The following is a 16822-nucleotide window of genomic DNA, read 5'->3' on the forward strand; positions in this document are numbered from 1 at the left end:
GCGCCATCCGTGCATCACGATTGTCGCCGCGCCCCTCGCAGCCATTTCGAACCACAGATCCCGGGCAACACACAGACCGCTTGCCTCTTACTGCTGCCCACGTTGTCGGTGGCGGCAGACAGACTCACTCACACCCAGCACTCCACCCCTCGAGACAAGGAACAGTGCCGTGAACGGTGCACCCTTCAACCAGCCCGCCACCCTCGCCACTCTGACCAGCCTCCTCGTCACCGCAGCCCGCGATGACAACGACTTGCTGATCGCGAGGGTCAACGAGCAAACCGTCATCCCGCTCTTCATGAGCCATGCCGCACTGTCCGCCAGCCCGCTCGTTGCCGGGTGGACAAAAGTCGAAGGCGACTCCGCCATACGTTTCTTCATTCGAGCGGCACAGCGTGACATGGGTGTGACCATCGACGACGGGTACGTCAGCGTCCCGTTCAGCGTCGAAGAAGTCCGGCTCATCGCGGACGCGTACTTGGCCCTGCGCGATTGACTCCCCCGACGCCCCAGACTCCGAATCTGCGCCGAAGCTGCCGTCTGCGCAAGGAGAGCCCCGGGCGCCGCGGCGATCGTCAGACGGCCGTGGTCGTCGCAGAGGCGTCAGCCTCAGAACGCCTCTCGAGCTTTGAGCACCTTCTTGGGCTTGTTGGTGATGATGGCGTCGACACCGTTGCGCAGGCAGCGTTGGATGTCGTCGGGGTCGTCGACCGTCCACACGTGCACCTCGTGTCCGCGTGCGTGCTGTTCGGCGACGAGGCCGGGGTTGCGGCGCAGCATGCCGACGCTCATCGCCGCGATCGAGATACCGGGCGGCAGCTGCCCACCGCGGATGCGCTGTGGCACGACACCCTCCATGAGCCAGGCGAGCGGCACCGGCGGCGTCAGCGTCGTCATGCGGGAGACGGCCGGCAGCGAGAACGACATGACGCGGACGTTGCAGCGCGACGAGTCCGGCGTGTCGAGGCCGAATTCGGCGAGCACCCGCGCCAGTTCCTTCTCGACGCGCCCCGTGTGCTTCGACGGGTGCTTCGTCTCGACGGCGAGGTCGACGCGGCGCCCGGCGTCGAGCGTCGTGCGCAGCAACTCCTTGAACGTGAGCAGGTGCGAGCCGCTGCGGTCGGCGATCTCCCGGTCGTCGTCGGTGTCGTCAGATTCGAGACGCGCCTTCCACGACCCCCAGTCGAGGCCCTCGAGCTTTGCAAGCTCCAGGTTCGAGATCGCGCCGCGCCCGTTCGACGTCCGCTTCGCCGTGCGATCGTGCACGCAGACGAGATGACCGTCAGCGGTCAGGCGGACGTCACACTCGAGCGCGTCGGCACCGACGCGGATGGCGCGTTCGTACGCCTCGAGTGTGTGCTCAGGTTCTTGGTGCGACGCGCCGCGGTGCGCCACCACCTGCGGGCGCTCGCCGGACAGCGTCGGCAGATCGAGCGGCTCCACCGCCGGGCGCGCGGCGCGGTAGCCAGCAGCGAGCGCCTTGGTCGGGCGCGGGACGGCAAGACGAGACTTCGACGAACTCACCGCCACATCTCTACCCCCCGCTCATGAATAGCGGGTTAATGGCACGGCACGCGTCCACTACGGACGCAACGGCCTCGGCGCGTGGCTCTCATTCGTGAACGCACCTCGCGGGCGGGCCACCGCTCCTCGCGGTTCATCGCAGGCGCCCAGTCCGCGGCGCGCGCCTCTCGCGTCGGCCGGCAACGGTCAGCGATCTGGCGATTCCGACGGGTGGGGGTGCGTCTCGTACGGGCCAACACGCTCGGCGCTCCCTCCCTTTCCGCGAAATGGCGGGGTTGTCGGGCGTGGAGGTTATGGTGACCGGGATCACCAGCCGCACTGGCCGCACCCGCCCGAGGAGGCGCGCATGCCCGACACGACGACCGACGATTTCACCGAGACCGCGACGCCGGACGTCCTCGTCGCCCGTCGCGGTTCACTTGCACGCATCCTGCTCAACAGGCCGAAGGCCATCAACGCGCTCACGACCGACATGGTCAATGCCGTGAGCGCCGCGCTGGAGCAGTGGCGCGACGACGACTCCGTCACCGCCGTCACGATCGAGGGCGCCGGCGAGCGCGGCCTGTGCGCGGGCGGTGACGTGCGCAGCGTCCGTGAAGCGTTCGTCGACGGCGACGGCGAGCGCGCGTTCGAGTTCTTCCGCGACGAGTACCGCATGAACGCGCTCATCGCCGACTACCCGAAGCTCATCGTCAGCCATCAAGACGGCATCGTCATGGGTGGCGGCGTCGGCATCTCGGCGTTCGCCGGGCTGCGCGTCGCGACGGAGCGCACGAAGGTCGCGATGCCCGAGACGATCATCGGATTCTTCCCCGACGTGGGCGCGCTCTACCTTCTCTCGCGCGCGCCGGGCGGCACGGGCGCCTACCTCGCACTGACAGGCACGACGGTTGGTGGCGCCGACGCCTGCTACGTCGGGCTGAGTGACGTCGTCATCGAATCCGACTCGTGGGCAACGGTTATCGAGCGTCTCGCCGAGGGTGCTGACGCTGACGCAGCCGTCGCCCGGCTCGCGTCGTTCGATGCCGCTGGCAATGCACCTCTCGGTGCGCAGCGGGCTTGGATCGACGAGGCCTTCGGCTCCGGCGAGCACCTGCGCGCGCCGTCCGAGGTGCTCGAGACGCTGCGCGCGTCCGACGTCGAGGCCGCACGTGAGGCGGCCGACCTGCTGACTCAGCGTTCACCGTTGTCTGTCGCCGCGACGGCCGAGGCGATGCGGCGCGCAGCGGGCATGGACTCGGTGCACGAGGTGCTCGCCCAGGACATGGTGCTCGCGCGCGGCCTCATCGAACACGGCGACTTCGTCGAAGGTGTGCGCGCGCAACTCGTCGACAAGGATCGCCAGCCGATGTGGTCGCAGGCCTCGTTCGACGCGGTCAGCGACGCCGACGTCGCGCGCCTGTTCGAGGGCTGACCCTTTGGCGGAACGCCGGTGGGGCACTCATCGCGTCGCCGGGGCCTCGCCTGGGGACTGGCGTGTACTCATCTGCGATTCTTGTCCACATTCAACGGCCATTGCGCCGACGCCCCGGGTGAAGACAGTCCTCATGGTCACGAGCGCGTCGCATCCCGGTGCTCGCGCAGGATGGCGGGCAACTCACACGTAGGCGCGCAACTTCCCGCCTACTCGTGAGTTACCCGCCATCTTGACGACGTCCGCCAGCGCTCGGACGCACGCCCGTGTCAGTGGACGAGCTTGAGTCCGATCACGCACCCAATGATGCCGAGCAGGAGGCAGATCTTGACGATCGAGACGGACTCGGCGCCCGTCATCATCGCGTAGGCGACGGTGAGCACGGCTCCGATGCCGACCCACACGGCGTAGGCTGTTCCGACAGGGAGGGTCTTCATCGCGTAGCCCAGACCACCCATGCTCAGGGCGCACCCGAGGGCGAAGACAACACTCGGGCCGAGGCGACTCAACCCGTCCGACTTGTCGAGCGCCGTCGCCCAGACGGCCTCCATCGCACCGGACACCACGAGCACGAACCACGCCATCACTGACCACTCCTGATGGCCGTCTTGTAGCACTGCCGGGTACGGCTCCCTCGTCCGGGCCCGCATCGACGGGCTCGTGCAAGCTTGTCACACGAGCGGTGCTCCGTCGCTTCGCTCTGTCCAGGGGGTCCCGGCAACCCGCAGCGAACTTCCACAGGATGGCGGGTAACTCACACGTAGGAACGTAGTTGCCCGCCTACTCATGAGTTACCCGCCATCTCGTGCGATTGCCACGTACCCCAACGCCACGCCCGCCTATATGGGAATGATTCTCACTAGAGGGATGTTGAACCCACCGTCGAACGAAGGAGAAGATCATGACCCGCACGACGAACCGCCCGAAGATCACCCTGCGCTCCACCGCGGGCACGGGCTACAGCTACACGACGCGCAAGAACCGCCGCACGACGTCCGACCGTCTCGTGCTGCGCAAGTACGACCCGATCGCGCGCCGCATCGTCGAGTTCGCCGAAGCCCGCTGACCTCGCAGGAGCACGCGTCAGGCAGCCGAGGAGCGAAACCTCGCTCCTCGGCTGATGCGTGCGCCCCCGCTCCTCGAACGGCGGACCCGGTCCTGCACATGGCCGAGGCCCGCCCTAACACCCTCTCTTAGGTCTTTCTCAGCCACCCGGTGATGAGGTCTAACCATTCACCACCCAGGCGAGCACCCGGTGGATGCTCGCTCGCCGAGAGAGGCCATCCATGTCGTCCGTCGTCGCCACCCGCCCCCGTCGCTCGTCGACCACCGACGCCCGCCGCGCCCCCGCTGCACACCACCTCACCGCCAAGGCCGGCGCAGCCGGCGCGACGCTCGTCGCCGGCGGGCTCGGCCTCGGCGCCGTCGTCACCCGCGAAGGTGCTGCCGCGACGGGCGAGCTCGGCCTCGACACGGCTCTCTCGCACGACCGCCTCAGCCCGCTCGTCAGCCTCGCGCACGACATCGACGTCGTCATCGGCCCCATCGTCGGCCCGCTGCTCGTCGCCGCCGTCGCGGCGCTGCTCTTCGTGCGCCACCGTCGAGCAGCCGTCATCTTCGCGCTGAGCACGGCCGGCCTGTGGCTCGCGACGTCGTCGCTCAAGCTCGTCTTCACCCGCGCGCGCCCGCCGGCCGATCAGGTGCACGCCCTCGTGCACGAGACGGCGCGCGACAGCTTCCCGTCCGGCCACACCGCGCTCGCCGCAGCCATCATCGCTGGGGCGTTCTTCGCGGCTCGCTCGCTCGGTCGACCCACGCGCCTCGTCCTCGCCATCGGCATCCCGTTCGCGCTCGTCGTCGCGGCGTCGCGTCTCTACCTCGGCGCTCACTTCCTCGGCGACGTCGCCGCCTCCCTCGTCTTCGTCACCGGATTCGCGTTCGTCGGCGCAGCACTCGCGCCGCTCGTTGCGCGCCGGTTCGGCCACTGACGAACTCGCCCACGATCCGGCCGAGCCCGCCGCACGTCGAGGACGAATCGATGACCACCCCACCCACAGGCCCCGCATACGGTGAGGGGGTGCATTATCACCTCCCTCGCCGCGCGCGGGGCTTGCGCGTGCGGGTCGTCGCGACGTTCGTCGTCGCGGCCCTCGTCGCACTCGCCATCGCGCTCGCGGCGTTCACGTTCGGGCTGAGGCAGATCCTCACCTCGAGCGCCGGCGACAGCGCGACGACGGAGGCGCAGCAGGTCGCGAAAGAACTCAGCACGACGGATGACGCCTCTGCAGCGTTGCGTGCCGCGGGCGTCCACACCCAGGTCGTGCAGGTGCTCGACGCTTCGGGCGCGCTGCTCGCGACCAATGATTCCCACGCCTCGACGCCCCTCGCCCGCCCCGACGAGAGCACGCGTCGCACGGAGATCACCCTCGATGGCGACCGCGACCACTACGTCGTCGCGACGCTCGGCGCGCACACGCGATCCGGCGCCGAGCGCTGGGTCGTGGCGGCCGCGCCGATCGACCACGAGGACACGATCGTCGACACGACGATCGTCCTGCTCGCCCTGACGGCGGGATGCCTGCTCGTCGTCACCGGCTGGGGCATCCACCGTGTCGTCGGGCGCGCGCTCGCCCCCGTCGAACGCATCCGTCTCGGCGTCGAACGCATCCGCTCCTCCCACCGTCCCGAACGCGTGACGGTGCCCGCGACGGGCGACGAGATCGAGCGGCTCGCCATCACGATGAACGCGATGCTCGACCGTCTTGACGCCGCCGACGCGAGCCAGCGCGCGTTCATCTCCGACGCCTCTCACGAACTGCGCAGCCCCCTCGCGACGATCCGCACGCTCACCGAGACCGACCCCGAACCGTCCGAATCGACGCGCGTCATCCACTCCGAGACGCTGCGGCTGCAAGGCATCGTCGAATCGCTGCTCGCCCTCGCGCGCGCCGACGATGACGCCCTCGCGCTCACCCTTCGAGACGTCGATCTCGACGACGTCGCCCACACCGAGGTGCTGCGCGCCCGCAGCGCTTCCCCGACCCGTGACGGCGAGCCGGTCGTAGTAAGCGCGGACCTCGCGCCCGTGCGCGTCGTCGCTGACGGCGAGCGTCTCGCGCAGGTCGTGCGCAACCTCGTCGACAACGCACTGCGTCACGCGACGAGTGCCGTGCGCGTCACGACGCGGGTGGAGGATGCGGGAAGCCGCGAGCCGGCCACGGACAGGGACGCGGCGGGCCGAGTGAACGAGCGCCCTGACGACGCACGCGGAACGGCCGTTCTCACCGTCGACAATGACGGGAGCGTCCTCGACGCCGGCGATCGTGAGGCGATCTTCGGCCGCTTCGTCCGCCTCGACGACGCCCGCAGCCGCGACGCCGGCGGCAGCGGCCTCGGGCTCGCCATCGCGCGGGCCATCGCTCAGGCCCACGGCGGGACGCTCGTCGCCGAAGAATCACCCGACGGATGGTGCCGCTTCACACTCCGGTTGCCGCTGGGCTGAGCCTCATGCGCCCTCCGACCTGACGCGGCCCGCCGCGTCCACCCCTGGCCCCAGCGTCACCCCTGCGGCGCCCACCGCTCGGCGAGCGTCACTCCGCCGCCTCAACCAACCTGTAGCCGTGACCCCGCACCGTCTCGAGGCTGGCGGTGCCGAACGGCGCGTCGATCTTGCGACGCAGATACCCGACGTACACCTCGACGACGTTGTCGTTGCCCTCGAAGTCGGCGCCCCACACGTTGTCGAGGACCTCAGGTTTCGACGCGGGTTCTCCGCCACGTCGCGCGAGGTAGAGCAGCAGCGCGAATTCCTTTGCCGTCAAGGAGATCTCGACATCACCACGCATGACGACATGGCGCGCCGGGTCGATCGTCAGCCCGCCGACGTCGAGCACCGTCGGCCGCTCCGGCGCCCCGCGTCGCGCGAGCGCCCGAAGCCGCGCCACGAGCACGGGAAAGCTGAACGGCTTCGTCAGGTAATCGTCGGCGCCGAGGTCGAACGCGTCGACCTGATCGAGGTCGCCGTCCTTCGCCGTCAGCATGAGCACGGGCGCCCACACCCCGTCGCGGCGCAGCCCGGCGAGCACGTCGTAACCGTTGCGGCCGGGCAGCATGATGTCGAGGACGATGACGTCGTACGGGTTCTGCGTGCCGAGCCACTGGCCGGTGATGCCGTCACCGGCGACGTCGACGACGAATCCCTCATGCCCCAGACCGCTCGCGACAGCGTCGGCGAGGTGCTTCTCGTCCTCGACCAGCAGAACCCTCATGCCGCCTCCTCACGCGCGTCGATCGTCATGCCCCAGGTCTACACGACACCGGTGAGCCGACGCGATGCGTCAGGACGTGACGATGCAGCACCCGGCGAGCATGAGGGGCAGCGCGACGAGCCCGATGCCGAGCACCTCGAGCGGTTCGACGGCTGCGCGACGGCGCGTCAGCCACCAGCATCCGGCGAGGCCGATGGCGAGTGCGACGGGCGCGAGGAGCAGCGTCGACGAGGCGAGCGACCCCCAGGCCGACGCGGGCCATACGTCGCCGATCAGCTGCCCGACGACGGTGCCCAGCGCCAGCATCGCGGCGACGGCGGCGACCCAGGCGACAGCGAGGTCGGTGAAGCGTGAGCGCGGGGCGAGGTTCATGCCTCGACGATGCGCGTCACACCCAGGCGACACCTCGTGCGCGCCTGTGGCGCGGCTGTGGGGCGAACGGTGCGTCCTCATCCCCCTTGCGTGCAAATGCACTCGGGTGCATTTGCACGCAAAGGGGTACGGGCGTCGAACGCACGCACCGTCGGGTTCGGCGCAGGTCAGCACGGCACTCGTCGTCATGACCGGGCTGCGAGCATCAAGAAGGGGCCGACGATCGCCGCGGCGGCGCTGACGACGCCGATTCCGGCCCGAAGCGCCCTTCTCGGCCGTGGGTTGCCGCGCCCTCCTGAGGCCTTGTGCCAGTCATCTCGCCCATTGCACTCTGCCTCTCCTCGCGTCGCCGCTCGAGCCACCGCTCGAGCATGTCCACACTGCGACGCACCAGACGGCATCACCGTTCCCCGCGCGGCGCCACGGGCGTTCGGCCACGCGTTGTTAGGCTCGCGGGGTGTATGTGAGCCGCGCAGAACTCGAGAAGATGCTGGGCGCGAGCGTGCCCGAGAGCGTCGACGGCATCGACGCCGTCACCCATGATTCTCGGGCCGCGAAGCCGGGTGGCGCGTTCGTCGCGATCCCCGGATTCACCGTCGACGGTGTGACGTTCGTGCCGCAGGCTCTCGCGAACGGGGCGAGTCTCGTCGTCGCCGAACGTGACGTCGAGGGCGCGCCGACCGTCGTCGTGCCAGACGCGCGCGTCGCGCTCGCCGCCCTCGCCACCGCGACGGCCGGGCATCCGAGCCACGACGTCACCGTCTACGGCATCACCGGCACGAACGGCAAGACGACGAGCAGCTACGTCCTGCACGGCATCCTCAGCGCCGCGTACGGCGATGAGAAGACGGGCCTGCTGACGACCGCCGAGATCGTCGTCGGGCGTGAACGTGAGCCGGCCGTCCGCACGACGGGTGAGGCTCCGCAGGTGCAGGGCAACCTCGCGCGGATGCGTGACGCGGGCGTCGAGCACGTCGTCCTCGAGACGAGCTCGCACGGCATCCATCTCCATCGCGTCGCCGGAACCCGTTACGCCGCAGCGTTGTTCACGAACCTCACCCGCGACCACCTCGACCTGCACGGCACGATGGAGGACTACTTCCTGACGAAGCGGCGCCTCTTCGAGTGGACCGACGGGCCGAAGCTGACGAACGTCGATGACGCCTACGGAGCGCGCATCGTCGTTGAGGTGCCCGGCACGCTCGGGTTTGGCGTGAGCGAGAACGCCGACTACCGCATCACGAATGTTCACCCCAGCGCTGGCGGCACGGCGTTCACGCTGACGACGCCCGATCGCTTCCTCGACGGACGCGACGCCCCCGGTGTCATCGACCTGCAGATGCCGCTGCTCGGTGACTACAACGTGCACAACGTCGCGGGCGCGTCCGCGATCGCGCTCGAGATGGGCATGCCGCTCGACACCCTCGTCGACGCCGTCGCCCACATGGCACAGGTGCCGGGCCGCTTCGAGCGCGTGCCAGCGGCCACCGCGAAGGGCTTCGAGGTCGTCGTCGACTACGCCCACACCGAGGTCGGCCTCGAACTCGTCCTCGACGTCGCGCGCGCCGTCGTGGGGCGCGACCACGCCGACGGCGGCCTCCGCAGCGAAGGCAGGCGCGTCATCTGCGTCTACGGCGCAGCGGGGCGGCGCGACCCGGCGAAACGCCCGAAGATGGGAGAGGTGGCGAGTCGTCTCGCGGACGTCAACATCATCACGAACGACGACACGTACGACGAGGATCCGCAGGCCATCGCCGACGAGGTGATGGCGGGCGCCGATCCGTCGAACACGACGATCGTCCTCGACCGCCGCGACGCCATCCGTCAGGCGCTGACGCAGGCGCGCCCGGGCGACATCGTCGTCGTCGCGGGCAAGGGCCACGAGCGCGTGCAGCACCTGCCCGGAGGCGACGTCGACTTCCACGACACCACCGTCGTCACCGAGCTGCTCGCCGAGCTCTGAGGCCCCCCGTCCTCATCTGCGGTTCCTGTCCACCTCTGCGAACGGCGTGCACGGGTGACCGAAAAGCGCAGAAGGGGACGCAGGTCGCCTATGTGGACGCGAATCGCAGAAGGGGACGGCGGGCGCGGGCGCGGGCACCCATTGTGTCGGAGGTGACACCACCCCCGCTTGCCACACTCTTACTACAGGCGTAGTGTTCACATCAGACACCAGCACTACAGATGTAGAAGGAGCGTTTCCCATGGACAACCTCAACACCGTCTTCTGGATCCTCATGACGATCAGCACCGTCGGCGTCGTCGCCTTCTTCGGCTTCCTCGCCACGTGGGGCGCCCAGATCGTCAAGGCCAACCGTCCCGTGCGCCTCGAACGCCACGAGAGCATCCCCAGCTACTACGGCCGCATGGTCGCCGCGCACTGACGCAGACCGCTCGTCGCCAGGTACGTCGCTCCGCGCCTCCCGTCACCAGCCCGTCGCACACGGCTCGTCGTCACGCAGTGACGCAGCCGCCGCGGATGCACCGGCCACCCGCGCAGCCTCAGTCAGACGAGCGAGTCGACTTACCCCGACTCAGGACGGCGTCGATCGACTTGCTATAAAAGATCTTGGCCTACCTGGCCGTCAGCTTCGAAGGCCAAAGCCTTCGAGCGCCACTGTTCGCAGTGGTCGACGACGAAGCCCGCATCACCTCACCACAGGTGACGCGGGCTTCGTCACGTCCGGGGCGGCACCGACGGCAGGTGCGAGGCCGACGAACGTCAGACGTCAGACGTCACGCGTCACCTACCAGCCGTCGAGGCGGAAGCCGCCAGCCGGACGATGGGGCATCCCGTCAGTCGATGAGCGTCTCGCGCAGCTCGGACGTCAGCAACCGCCGGGCGCAGATCATGCGCTGTTCGACGGCCGACGTGACGGCCTGCGCAGCCAGGATCGACGTCGAGACGACGACCTGCGCCGTCGCCGCCTGCACGGCCGATCCGCCGCCGAGCATGACGCCGATGAACGCGCCGGGCAGCGTCACCATGCCGGCTGTGCGTGTCTGGTCGAGCACGGGGATGAGCGACTCGGGGAGGCGTCGCGCAATGACTTCGCTGATCGCGTCGCGGGGCAGCATGCCGATCGACAGCCCCGCTTCATACATGTTCTTCTCCTCGCGCAGCCCGTCGAACGCGCGCCGCGAGACGAGGGTGTGCACGCTCATGACGTTGCCGATGACGATGCCCGCCGTCGGGATGATCGACACACCCTTCATCGGCACGACACCGCTGACGGTGAGGATGACGAGGACAGGCACGAGCCCTGCCGCCATCGCGAGCGTCGCAGCGAGCCGAGCCCGCACGTCTGTCGCGCCCGACCGCTTCGTCGTCGTCAGCACAGCCACGATGAACATGACGGCAACCGCGAGCACCGACGCCCACAGGTAGCGCACGACGCTCGTGATGAGCAGGGCGGCGAGCGTCAGCTGCACACAGGCACGGGCAACGGCGACGAGCGACGCCCGCGTCAGCTTGACGCCGGAAGCCCGGTAGCCGACCTGGATCATGACCAGCAGACATGCAATGGCGACGACGACGTGCCAGCCGAACCCTGTTGTCATACGGCCATTCTCACCGACGCCGGCGCCGCTGCGCACACCGCACGACGCCAGGGGCCTCGCCCGTCGCGCACCGCCCGGCTGCAGGCGGCGACGGCGGATCTGCTCGAACGGGGATATCTGCGTCAGACGGCGTACGGGCGCCTCGAGGCGTGGACGATCCCACCCGCCGACGTCACGCCCCTGCAGCGCGCGGTCGTCGACGCCGTCCGTTGCCGCGCGCCACGCCTCGAGAACGTCCCCGCCGTGCGTGCGGCACTCGACGAACTGCAGCGTGACGCCGTGCGCCGCGGCCTGCTCAATCCGCCGCGCAGAGGCGGCAAGGGCGAGGCCCTGAAGATGACGTTCATGACCCTGTTCGGGGTCGCCATGGCGATCATCGCCGCCACCGGAAAGTCTGTGGGTGGCGTGCTGGTCGGCTTGGGCTTCACGTGTTTTCGGGGCGTACAACCTCGTGCGTGCTATGCGCACCACACGGCAGGGGCGCCGCACGCAGGCCGGGCTGCGGCCCTGGAGCAGATACGGTTGCGCGTGCCGAGCCCTGCGGCGGGGCTCACGCAGCCACCGATGCGCGGCGGGCTCGGCTACTCCGTCGGCCTGTACGGGACGCGGCCGCTGCTCATCGCGTTCCCGGCCACCGCGGCCCTGGGATGGGGGCTGAGCGACCACGTCGTCGACGAGGAGATGCAGCGTCACGCGAGGGCGAGTTCGGGCGCAGAGCCGTCGAGTACGAACGGGTATACGTGCTCGCCGGGTACGTCGAGCTCCGACTGGTCGTACGACACCCACTCCGGCCATTCCGGCGGTTCCGGTGACGCCTGGTGCAGCGGCGGAAACTGCTGCGGCAGTGCAGGATCGTGCAATTCGGGTTCGTGCGGCGGCGGCTCGTCGTGCGGTTCGAGTTGCGGTGGCGGCAGCAGCTGCTCGAGCTGACACGACGCCCGGCCACCGCGTCGTCAAGGCCCGCACCATCGGCTGCCGCGTCAGCTGCATGAGAAATGCGCACCTGCCCGAGGAATATGCTGCGTATTCCTCGGGCAGATGCGCATTTCTCATGCAACGGCAGCGGGTGCGCGACAGCCTTCGCAGCTCCTCACGTCGACGCTGACTCACGCAGGGAGCTTCCCGTCAGCCATCCGACGGAAGTCACGTCACCGTGCCGGCAGTACGTGCTTACCGTCGCGGTCGGTCGCGACGCACAGCGAGCAGACAGCACCGTCACCCGTCGCGGAAGCCAGCATGTCGGGGCGTTCGAACACGTCGCCGCAGGCCTCGCAGTCGATCTCGGCCGCCGACGGGTTGCCGTGCTCGTCGAACATCTCGTGCGCCAGCCCGTCGGTGTTGCGGCGCAGGTAGTAGCGACCCTTCGTCGCGACGGCGATGACGGGCGGCAGAACGACGGAGAGCACGACGGCGATGATCGGCGAGTACGGCTGCAACCCACTGCCGAGGCCGCCGAAGAAGGCCACGATCGACAGGCCCCCCGCGACGATGACGGAGACGAACCCGACCGGGTTGATCGCGTACAGCATGCCCCGGCGGAATTCGGGTGTCTTCGGCGAGAGCTTCAACAGATAGGTGTTGACGATGATGTCGCTCGCGACGGTCACGATCCACGCGATGGCAAGGTTTGCGTAGAAGCCCAGGATGTCGTTGAGGAAGTCGAACATGTTCGCCTCCATCATGACGAGGGCGATCGTCACGTTGAACAACACGAACACCATGCGGCCGGGGTAGTGCTTCGTCACGCGGGTGAACGAGTTCGTCCACGCGAGCGAGCCGGAGTACGCGTTCGTCACGTTGATCTTGATCTGGCTGATGACGACGAGCACGACGGCGAGCGTCATCGCGAGCCAGTGGGGCATCATCTGCTCGTACGCCGAAAGGAACTGGTGCACGGGCTCGTTGGCGATCGACGCACCGCCCGCGACGTTGGCGATGAGGTAGACGGCGAGGAACAGCCCGATCATCTGCTTGAGTGCACCGAAGAAGACCCAGCCGGGGCCGGCGACGATGACGGCCGTCCACCAGCGTCGCGAGTTCTCCGGGGTCTTCGCGGGCATGAAGCGCAGGTAGTCGATCTGCTCGGCTATCTGCGCGATGAGCGAGAGGCAGACACCTGCGGCGAGCATGACGGCGCTGAAGCTGACGCCACCACCATGGGCGCCCTTGTAGTCGAGGAAGGTGCCGACCGAGCCGGGGTGCGCCTGAACGAGATAGACGAGCGGAACACCCATGAGCAGCAACCACAGCGGCGTCGTCCACACCTGCAACTTGCTCAGCGCCTTCATTCCATACACGACGAGCGGTATGACCATGAGACTGCTGACGAGGTAACCCGCCCACAGCGGCACCCCGAGCCCCAGCTTGAGCCCCTGCGCCATGATCGAGCCCTCGAGCGCGAAGAAGATGAAGGTGAAGCTCGCGAAGATGACGTTCGTCAGCACCGAGCCGTAGTAGCCGAAGCCCTTGCCGCGCGTGATGAGGTCGAGATCGAGGTTGTAGCGCGCCGCGTAGTAGGCGAGGGGCACACCCGTCACGAAGATGATGGCGGCCGCGACGAGGATGCCGAGAATCGCGTTCGTCGTGCCGTGCTGGATGCCGATGTTGGCGCCGATCGAGAAGTCGGCGAGGTAGGCGATCCCACCGAGCGCCGACGTCGCGACGATGCCCGGGGCCCAGCGCCGATAACTGCGCGGCGCGAACCGCAGCGTGTAGTCCTCCAGCGTCTCGCTCTTCGCCTTCGCGGTCCCGACGGCGGACGCGGTGGCCCGCTCGTCGACCTGTGGTTCCAGTTGCGACGTCGCCATGCTGTGCGCCCCTCTGCCCTCGTCCTGCGCTTCGACAACCGAGGTGGCGGTATCACCATTCGGTACGCAGGAATCTAGGCAGCCGATGTTTCGACGGATGCGTGACGATGTTTCACGAGAGTTAAGCCCCCTACCCCGATGTTGCCCGCGTTTTCGGTCACCCGCGCCGCGAAAAGCGGGCAACATCGCGACTGGACGAGGCGTCGGCGGGCCGGACGCGTCGGCGACCCGCCGTCAGCTCCGTAAGGGGCTGAGGTGGACGTCGTCACCCAGCCAGCGTTCGATGCGTCCAGGCGCGAAGAGGTCGAGGCGTGTGACGCCTACCGGGAGGTCATGACCCACCGGCGCCGAGCCCAGCATCGTCGCGCCCGGGCGCGTTGACTCCGGCGCGGCGGCTGCCGGCTTCGCGGAGTCTGCCAGCGTCACCGCCCCCGGCGCCCGCTGCAGGATGGCGGCCGCGCCGAGCGTCGTCACCTGATCGACGACGCGGCGCCCGCCGCGGATGCCGGGCGCGTCGTCGTCGGCTGCGAGACGAAGCTCCTCGACGAGCGCCGGGCGCCCCGCATGAGAGATGTCCGTGCGAGCGACGAGTTCGCCGCCCGCCTCGCCGTGGCGGCCGAGGACGAGGGTGTCGCGCAGCATGAGCGACCCACCGTCGGCGATGTCCGCACGAGTCGTCCGGGCGGCGCGGGCGTCGGTGGCGACGACGAACGGCTCCCCGGGCCAGCGAAGCGACGCCCCCTCCGCCACGCTCAGATTCGCCGACCAGGAACACGCTCCCCCACGCCCGGCGTAGGCGACCGTCGCCGCGACCTCGACGATCTCGAGTGCGACACCGTCACCGACGACGATGTCGAGTTCGGCCTCGTCACCCGCGAGCAGCAGAGCCGTCGTCGCGACGAGGGCGACGCGCGCGGACGTCGGCGTCACCCGCAGGATGCGCGGCGCAAGCAGGCTCGAGCGGGTACGGACCCGAACGGCTGAACCCGCGGCGCCTCGTTCGACGTGGAGCTTCATCGCTCACCACCGGCCGGCCGGGGAGCCCACGCCCGCGCCTCCTGCTCCGCGAGGACTGAAACCCGGCCAGGCGGGGTTTCAGTCCTCACCATCTGACGTGAGGCCGGAAACTCCGCCATGTGGTGTTTCGGCCCCCAGGCCGCACACGGCTCGCGTCGCTCAGTGCGTGTGCGTGACGCCGTCATGCGTGTGCTCACCCTCGCTGTCGGCGTGGAAGTGCGGCGCCATCGGACCCGGATCCTGCGCGACGTGCCCGCCGCCTTGGTAGGCCGCGAGTACCTCGCGCACCCAGGCCGTCAATCGCTCGACGGAGGCCGCATCGGTGCGCGACAGCGCGATGACGGGGCGTCCGTCACGAGCCTCACGGCCCTGCTGCTCCATGAGCGCGGCGTCGACCCCGACATGCGGCGCAAGGTCTGTCTTGTTGACGACGAGCAGGTCGGCGCGTGCGATGCCCGGCCCGCCCTTGCGGACGACGTCACCGCCGCCGGCGACGTCGAGGACGAAGATCTGCGCGTCGGCGAGGGCCGGCGAGAACGTCGCCGTCAGGTTGTCGCCGCCCGATTCGACGAGGACGAGCTCGACGTCAGGATGGTCGGCTGCGAGATCCTCGACGGCGACGAGGTTGGCGCTGACGTCATCACGGATCGCGGTGTGCGGGCATGCCCCGGTCTCGACGGCGCGAATGCGATCGACGTCGAGAACGCCTGCGGCCCTGAGCATCTGGGCGTCTTCGTCGGTGTAGATGTCGTTCGTGATGACACCGAGCGAGATCTCCTCGCCGAGTTCGCGGCACAGCATGCCGATGAGCGAACTCTTGCCCGTACCGACCGGACCGGCCACCCCGAGCCGCATGGGGCGCGATGGATTCGATGCCGCGTCACGGCGCGAATCGACGCCGACCGTGATCTTCTGGGACGTCATCGCGCCCTGTCCGGCGGCGGCGGGCGTATCGATGCCGGACGTGGCGGTGGCTTCACTGCCGGGGCGCGAGGTCATGGCGATCTCAGACACGGAACAACTTCCTCTCGGTGGCGGCGTGAGCGGCATGCCACGCCTCGAGCTGGGGTGCGGAATGGGCTGGGATGTCGTACGGCGCGACCAGGTCGGCGCAGGCCGCGACGAGGTCGTCGAGATGGGACGCCGAATCGAGCGTCCAGGCCACGGCATCCACAGGGTCGAGCGGTTCGAGCTTCAACGCGGCGGCGGTGACACTCTGGACGTCGTCATATCCGACGACGCGGGCGACGGACGCACCGTCGAGGCCCAGCTCGCCGGCGAAAGCGCCGAGGACGACGGCGCGGACGGTGAGCGGGCGGGGCAACCCCTCGAGCCACTGTGCTGCGGGGCCGTCAGGACGCAGCCGGTGCACGAGGCGCAACATCGCCCGCCCCTGGGCGATCGATGAATCGCGCACCGCCGCGACGGGGTTGCGGGCTGCCCAGGCCCACGCGACGTCCTCGGACGCGGGCTCGGACATGGACACGGGCTCGGGCGTGGTGGCATCCCCGCCTTGCGTGCAAGTGCACCCGGGTGCACTTGCACGCAGATGACGGACGGCGGCGGACGCGACGACGGCCGTTCCCGCCTCGACGCGTGCCACCGTCGCGAGGCGCATCGCGATGAAGGCGGGTACCTCTTGCACCGGCAATCCCCCGAGCAACGCCGGTTCGAGACCACCTGAGGCGGTGTAGCCGCCAACAGGCAGCCTCGAATCAGCGAGCAGCAGGCTCGCCATCCCCGCACCGTCCGTCGTCGTGCTGTGCCTCATGACGCCACCGCCCCGCCCCTGCGTGCAGCTGCACCCGGGTGCACTTGCACGCAGAAAGTCGGACGTGGGAGCTGAGCCGCAGCAGGAC

At 69.1% G+C, this 16822-nt stretch carries 17 protein-coding genes and 1 riboswitch; of the genes, 8 read left to right on the forward strand and 9 right to left on the reverse strand.

All coding sequences use genetic code 11. The features are described from left to right. Window positions 1-169 precede the first annotated feature (169 nt). The gene (locus tag ABH936_RS12280) at window positions 170-496 is read left to right on the forward strand and encodes a hypothetical protein (RefSeq protein ID WP_404603375.1); all 327 of its coding nucleotides are present in this window, start codon (window positions 170-172) and stop codon (window positions 494-496) included. Window positions 497-609: 113 nt separating this feature from the next. Here the strand turns inward: ABH936_RS12280 and ABH936_RS12285 are convergent, their stop codons facing one another. Beyond that, a complete protein-coding gene (locus tag ABH936_RS12285) occupies window positions 610-1524 on the reverse strand; it encodes a glycerophosphodiester phosphodiesterase (protein ID WP_404603376.1) in 915 nt (304 codons plus the stop codon). A 346-nt stretch (window positions 1525-1870) separates the two neighbouring features. Between ABH936_RS12285 and ABH936_RS12290 the strand changes: the two genes are divergently transcribed. Beyond that, window positions 1871-2938, forward strand: coding sequence for an enoyl-CoA hydratase/isomerase family protein (locus ABH936_RS12290; RefSeq protein WP_404603377.1), 1068 nt, complete (start codon window positions 1871-1873; stop codon window positions 2936-2938). A 269-nt stretch (window positions 2939-3207) separates the two neighbouring features. Here the strand turns inward: ABH936_RS12290 and ABH936_RS12295 are convergent, their stop codons facing one another. Then, window positions 3208-3522 (reverse strand): DMT family transporter, encoded by a 315-nt coding sequence (locus tag ABH936_RS12295; RefSeq protein WP_404603418.1) that lies wholly within the window; start codon window positions 3520-3522, stop codon window positions 3208-3210. A gap of 14 nt (window positions 3523-3536) precedes the next feature. Then, window positions 3537-3600, reverse strand: a riboswitch (guanidine-III (ykkC-III) riboswitch). Between the two features lie 239 nt (window positions 3601-3839). Between ABH936_RS12295 and rpmG the strand changes: the two genes are divergently transcribed. From rpmG to ABH936_RS12310, 3 genes are all read left to right on the forward strand, one after another. After that, complete coding sequence (gene rpmG, locus ABH936_RS12300) at window positions 3840-4004, forward strand: 50S ribosomal protein L33 (protein ID WP_038566531.1); 165 nt, start codon at window positions 3840-3842, stop codon at window positions 4002-4004. A gap of 220 nt (window positions 4005-4224) precedes the next feature. After that, window positions 4225-4926, forward strand: coding sequence for a phosphatase PAP2 family protein (locus ABH936_RS12305; protein ID WP_404603378.1), 702 nt, complete (start codon window positions 4225-4227; stop codon window positions 4924-4926). 50 nt (window positions 4927-4976) lie between these two features. After that, on the forward strand, window positions 4977-6440 hold the full coding sequence (locus ABH936_RS12310) for a sensor histidine kinase (protein WP_404603379.1): 1464 nt from the start codon (window positions 4977-4979) through the stop codon (window positions 6438-6440). A gap of 88 nt (window positions 6441-6528) precedes the next feature. On the opposite strand, the gene ABH936_RS12315 is transcribed toward ABH936_RS12310, so the two are convergent. Further along, window positions 6529-7206 (reverse strand): response regulator transcription factor, encoded by a 678-nt coding sequence (locus tag ABH936_RS12315; protein ID WP_404603380.1) that lies wholly within the window; start codon window positions 7204-7206, stop codon window positions 6529-6531. 69 nt (window positions 7207-7275) lie between these two features. Continuing rightward, entirely contained in the window at window positions 7276-7578 is a 303-nt protein-coding gene (locus ABH936_RS12320; RefSeq protein WP_006947131.1) for a hypothetical protein, read from the reverse strand. Window positions 7579-8041: 463 nt separating this feature from the next. Here ABH936_RS12320 and ABH936_RS12325 point away from each other — a divergent pair, with 463 nt between their 5' ends. Together ABH936_RS12325 and ABH936_RS12330 are read left to right on the forward strand one after the other, a co-directional pair. Continuing rightward, window positions 8042-9541 carry a UDP-N-acetylmuramoyl-L-alanyl-D-glutamate--2,6-diaminopimelate ligase gene (locus tag ABH936_RS12325; RefSeq protein WP_404603381.1) on the forward strand — a complete coding sequence of 500 codons (1500 nt, stop codon included), beginning with the start codon at window positions 8042-8044 and terminating at the stop codon, window positions 9539-9541. Between the two features lie 241 nt (window positions 9542-9782). Beyond that, window positions 9783-9962, forward strand: coding sequence for a hypothetical protein (locus ABH936_RS12330; RefSeq protein ID WP_404603382.1), 180 nt, complete (start codon window positions 9783-9785; stop codon window positions 9960-9962). Window positions 9963-10374: 412 nt separating this feature from the next. On the opposite strand, the gene ABH936_RS12335 is transcribed toward ABH936_RS12330, so the two are convergent. Continuing rightward, a complete protein-coding gene (locus ABH936_RS12335; RefSeq protein WP_404603383.1) occupies window positions 10375-11139 on the reverse strand; it encodes an ABC transporter permease in 765 nt (254 codons plus the stop codon). Here ABH936_RS12335 and ABH936_RS12340 point away from each other — a divergent pair. After that, a complete protein-coding gene (locus tag ABH936_RS12340; RefSeq protein ID WP_239304291.1) occupies window positions 11116-12069 on the forward strand; it encodes a hypothetical protein in 954 nt (317 codons plus the stop codon). The two genes, ABH936_RS12335 and ABH936_RS12340, sit on opposite strands and share 24 nt — an antisense overlap. Window positions 12070-12287: 218 nt before the next feature. On the opposite strand, the gene ABH936_RS12345 is transcribed toward ABH936_RS12340, so the two are convergent. The 4 genes from ABH936_RS12345 to ABH936_RS12360 all read right to left on the reverse strand — a co-directional run bounded on the left by ABH936_RS12345 (window position 12288) and on the right by ABH936_RS12360 (window position 16734). Further along, on the reverse strand, window positions 12288-13946 hold the full coding sequence (locus tag ABH936_RS12345; protein WP_404603384.1) for a purine-cytosine permease family protein: 1659 nt from the start codon (window positions 13944-13946) through the stop codon (window positions 12288-12290). A gap of 234 nt (window positions 13947-14180) precedes the next feature. Then, window positions 14181-14963, reverse strand: coding sequence for an urease accessory protein UreD (locus tag ABH936_RS12350; protein WP_338812042.1), 783 nt, complete (start codon window positions 14961-14963; stop codon window positions 14181-14183). A gap of 159 nt (window positions 14964-15122) precedes the next feature. Then, window positions 15123-15887, reverse strand: a complete 765-nt coding sequence (gene ureG / locus ABH936_RS12355; RefSeq protein WP_404603419.1) for an urease accessory protein UreG — start codon at window positions 15885-15887, stop codon at window positions 15123-15125. A gap of 82 nt (window positions 15888-15969) precedes the next feature. Further along, complete coding sequence (locus ABH936_RS12360; protein WP_404603385.1) at window positions 15970-16734, reverse strand: urease accessory protein UreF; 765 nt, start codon at window positions 16732-16734, stop codon at window positions 15970-15972. Between the last annotated feature and the right edge of the window lie 88 nt (window positions 16735-16822).

Origin of the sequence: Dermacoccus sp. GAS27A, assembly GCF_044909235.1 — a bacterium.
In the GTDB taxonomy this organism is placed as follows: Bacteria; Actinomycetota; Actinomycetes; order Actinomycetales; family Dermatophilaceae; genus Dermacoccus; species Dermacoccus nishinomiyaensis.

What these genes read in the sequence shown, in the direction of transcription:
- ABH936_RS12290 (WP_404603377.1), top strand. Translation starts at nt 1,871, where the DNA reads ATGCCCGACACGACGACCGACGATTTCACCGAGACCGCGACGCCGGAC.
- ABH936_RS12295 (WP_404603418.1), bottom strand. Translation starts at nt 3,522, where the DNA reads ATGGCGTGGTTCGTGCTCGTGGTGTCCGGTGCGATGGAGGCCGTCTGG.
- rpmG (WP_038566531.1), top strand. Translation starts at nt 3,840, where the DNA reads ATGACCCGCACGACGAACCGCCCGAAGATCACCCTGCGCTCCACCGCG.
- ABH936_RS12305 (WP_404603378.1), top strand. Translation starts at nt 4,225, where the DNA reads ATGTCGTCCGTCGTCGCCACCCGCCCCCGTCGCTCGTCGACCACCGAC.
- ABH936_RS12310 (WP_404603379.1), top strand. Translation starts at nt 4,977, where the DNA reads ATGACCACCCCACCCACAGGCCCCGCATACGGTGAGGGGGTGCATTAT.
- ABH936_RS12315 (WP_404603380.1), bottom strand. Translation starts at nt 7,206, where the DNA reads ATGAGGGTTCTGCTGGTCGAGGACGAGAAGCACCTCGCCGACGCTGTC.
- ABH936_RS12320 (WP_006947131.1), bottom strand. Translation starts at nt 7,578, where the DNA reads ATGAACCTCGCCCCGCGCTCACGCTTCACCGACCTCGCTGTCGCCTGG.
- ABH936_RS12330 (WP_404603382.1), top strand. Translation starts at nt 9,783, where the DNA reads ATGGACAACCTCAACACCGTCTTCTGGATCCTCATGACGATCAGCACC.
- ABH936_RS12335 (WP_404603383.1), bottom strand. Translation starts at nt 11,139, where the DNA reads ATGACAACAGGGTTCGGCTGGCACGTCGTCGTCGCCATTGCATGTCTG.
- ABH936_RS12345 (WP_404603384.1), bottom strand. Translation starts at nt 13,946, where the DNA reads ATGGCGACGTCGCAACTGGAACCACAGGTCGACGAGCGGGCCACCGCG.
- ABH936_RS12350 (WP_338812042.1), bottom strand. Translation starts at nt 14,963, where the DNA reads ATGAAGCTCCACGTCGAACGAGGCGCCGCGGGTTCAGCCGTTCGGGTC.
- ureG (WP_404603419.1), bottom strand. Translation starts at nt 15,887, where the DNA reads ATGACGTCCCAGAAGATCACGGTCGGCGTCGATTCGCGCCGTGACGCG.
- ABH936_RS12360 (WP_404603385.1), bottom strand. Translation starts at nt 16,734, where the DNA reads ATGAGGCACAGCACGACGACGGACGGTGCGGGGATGGCGAGCCTGCTG.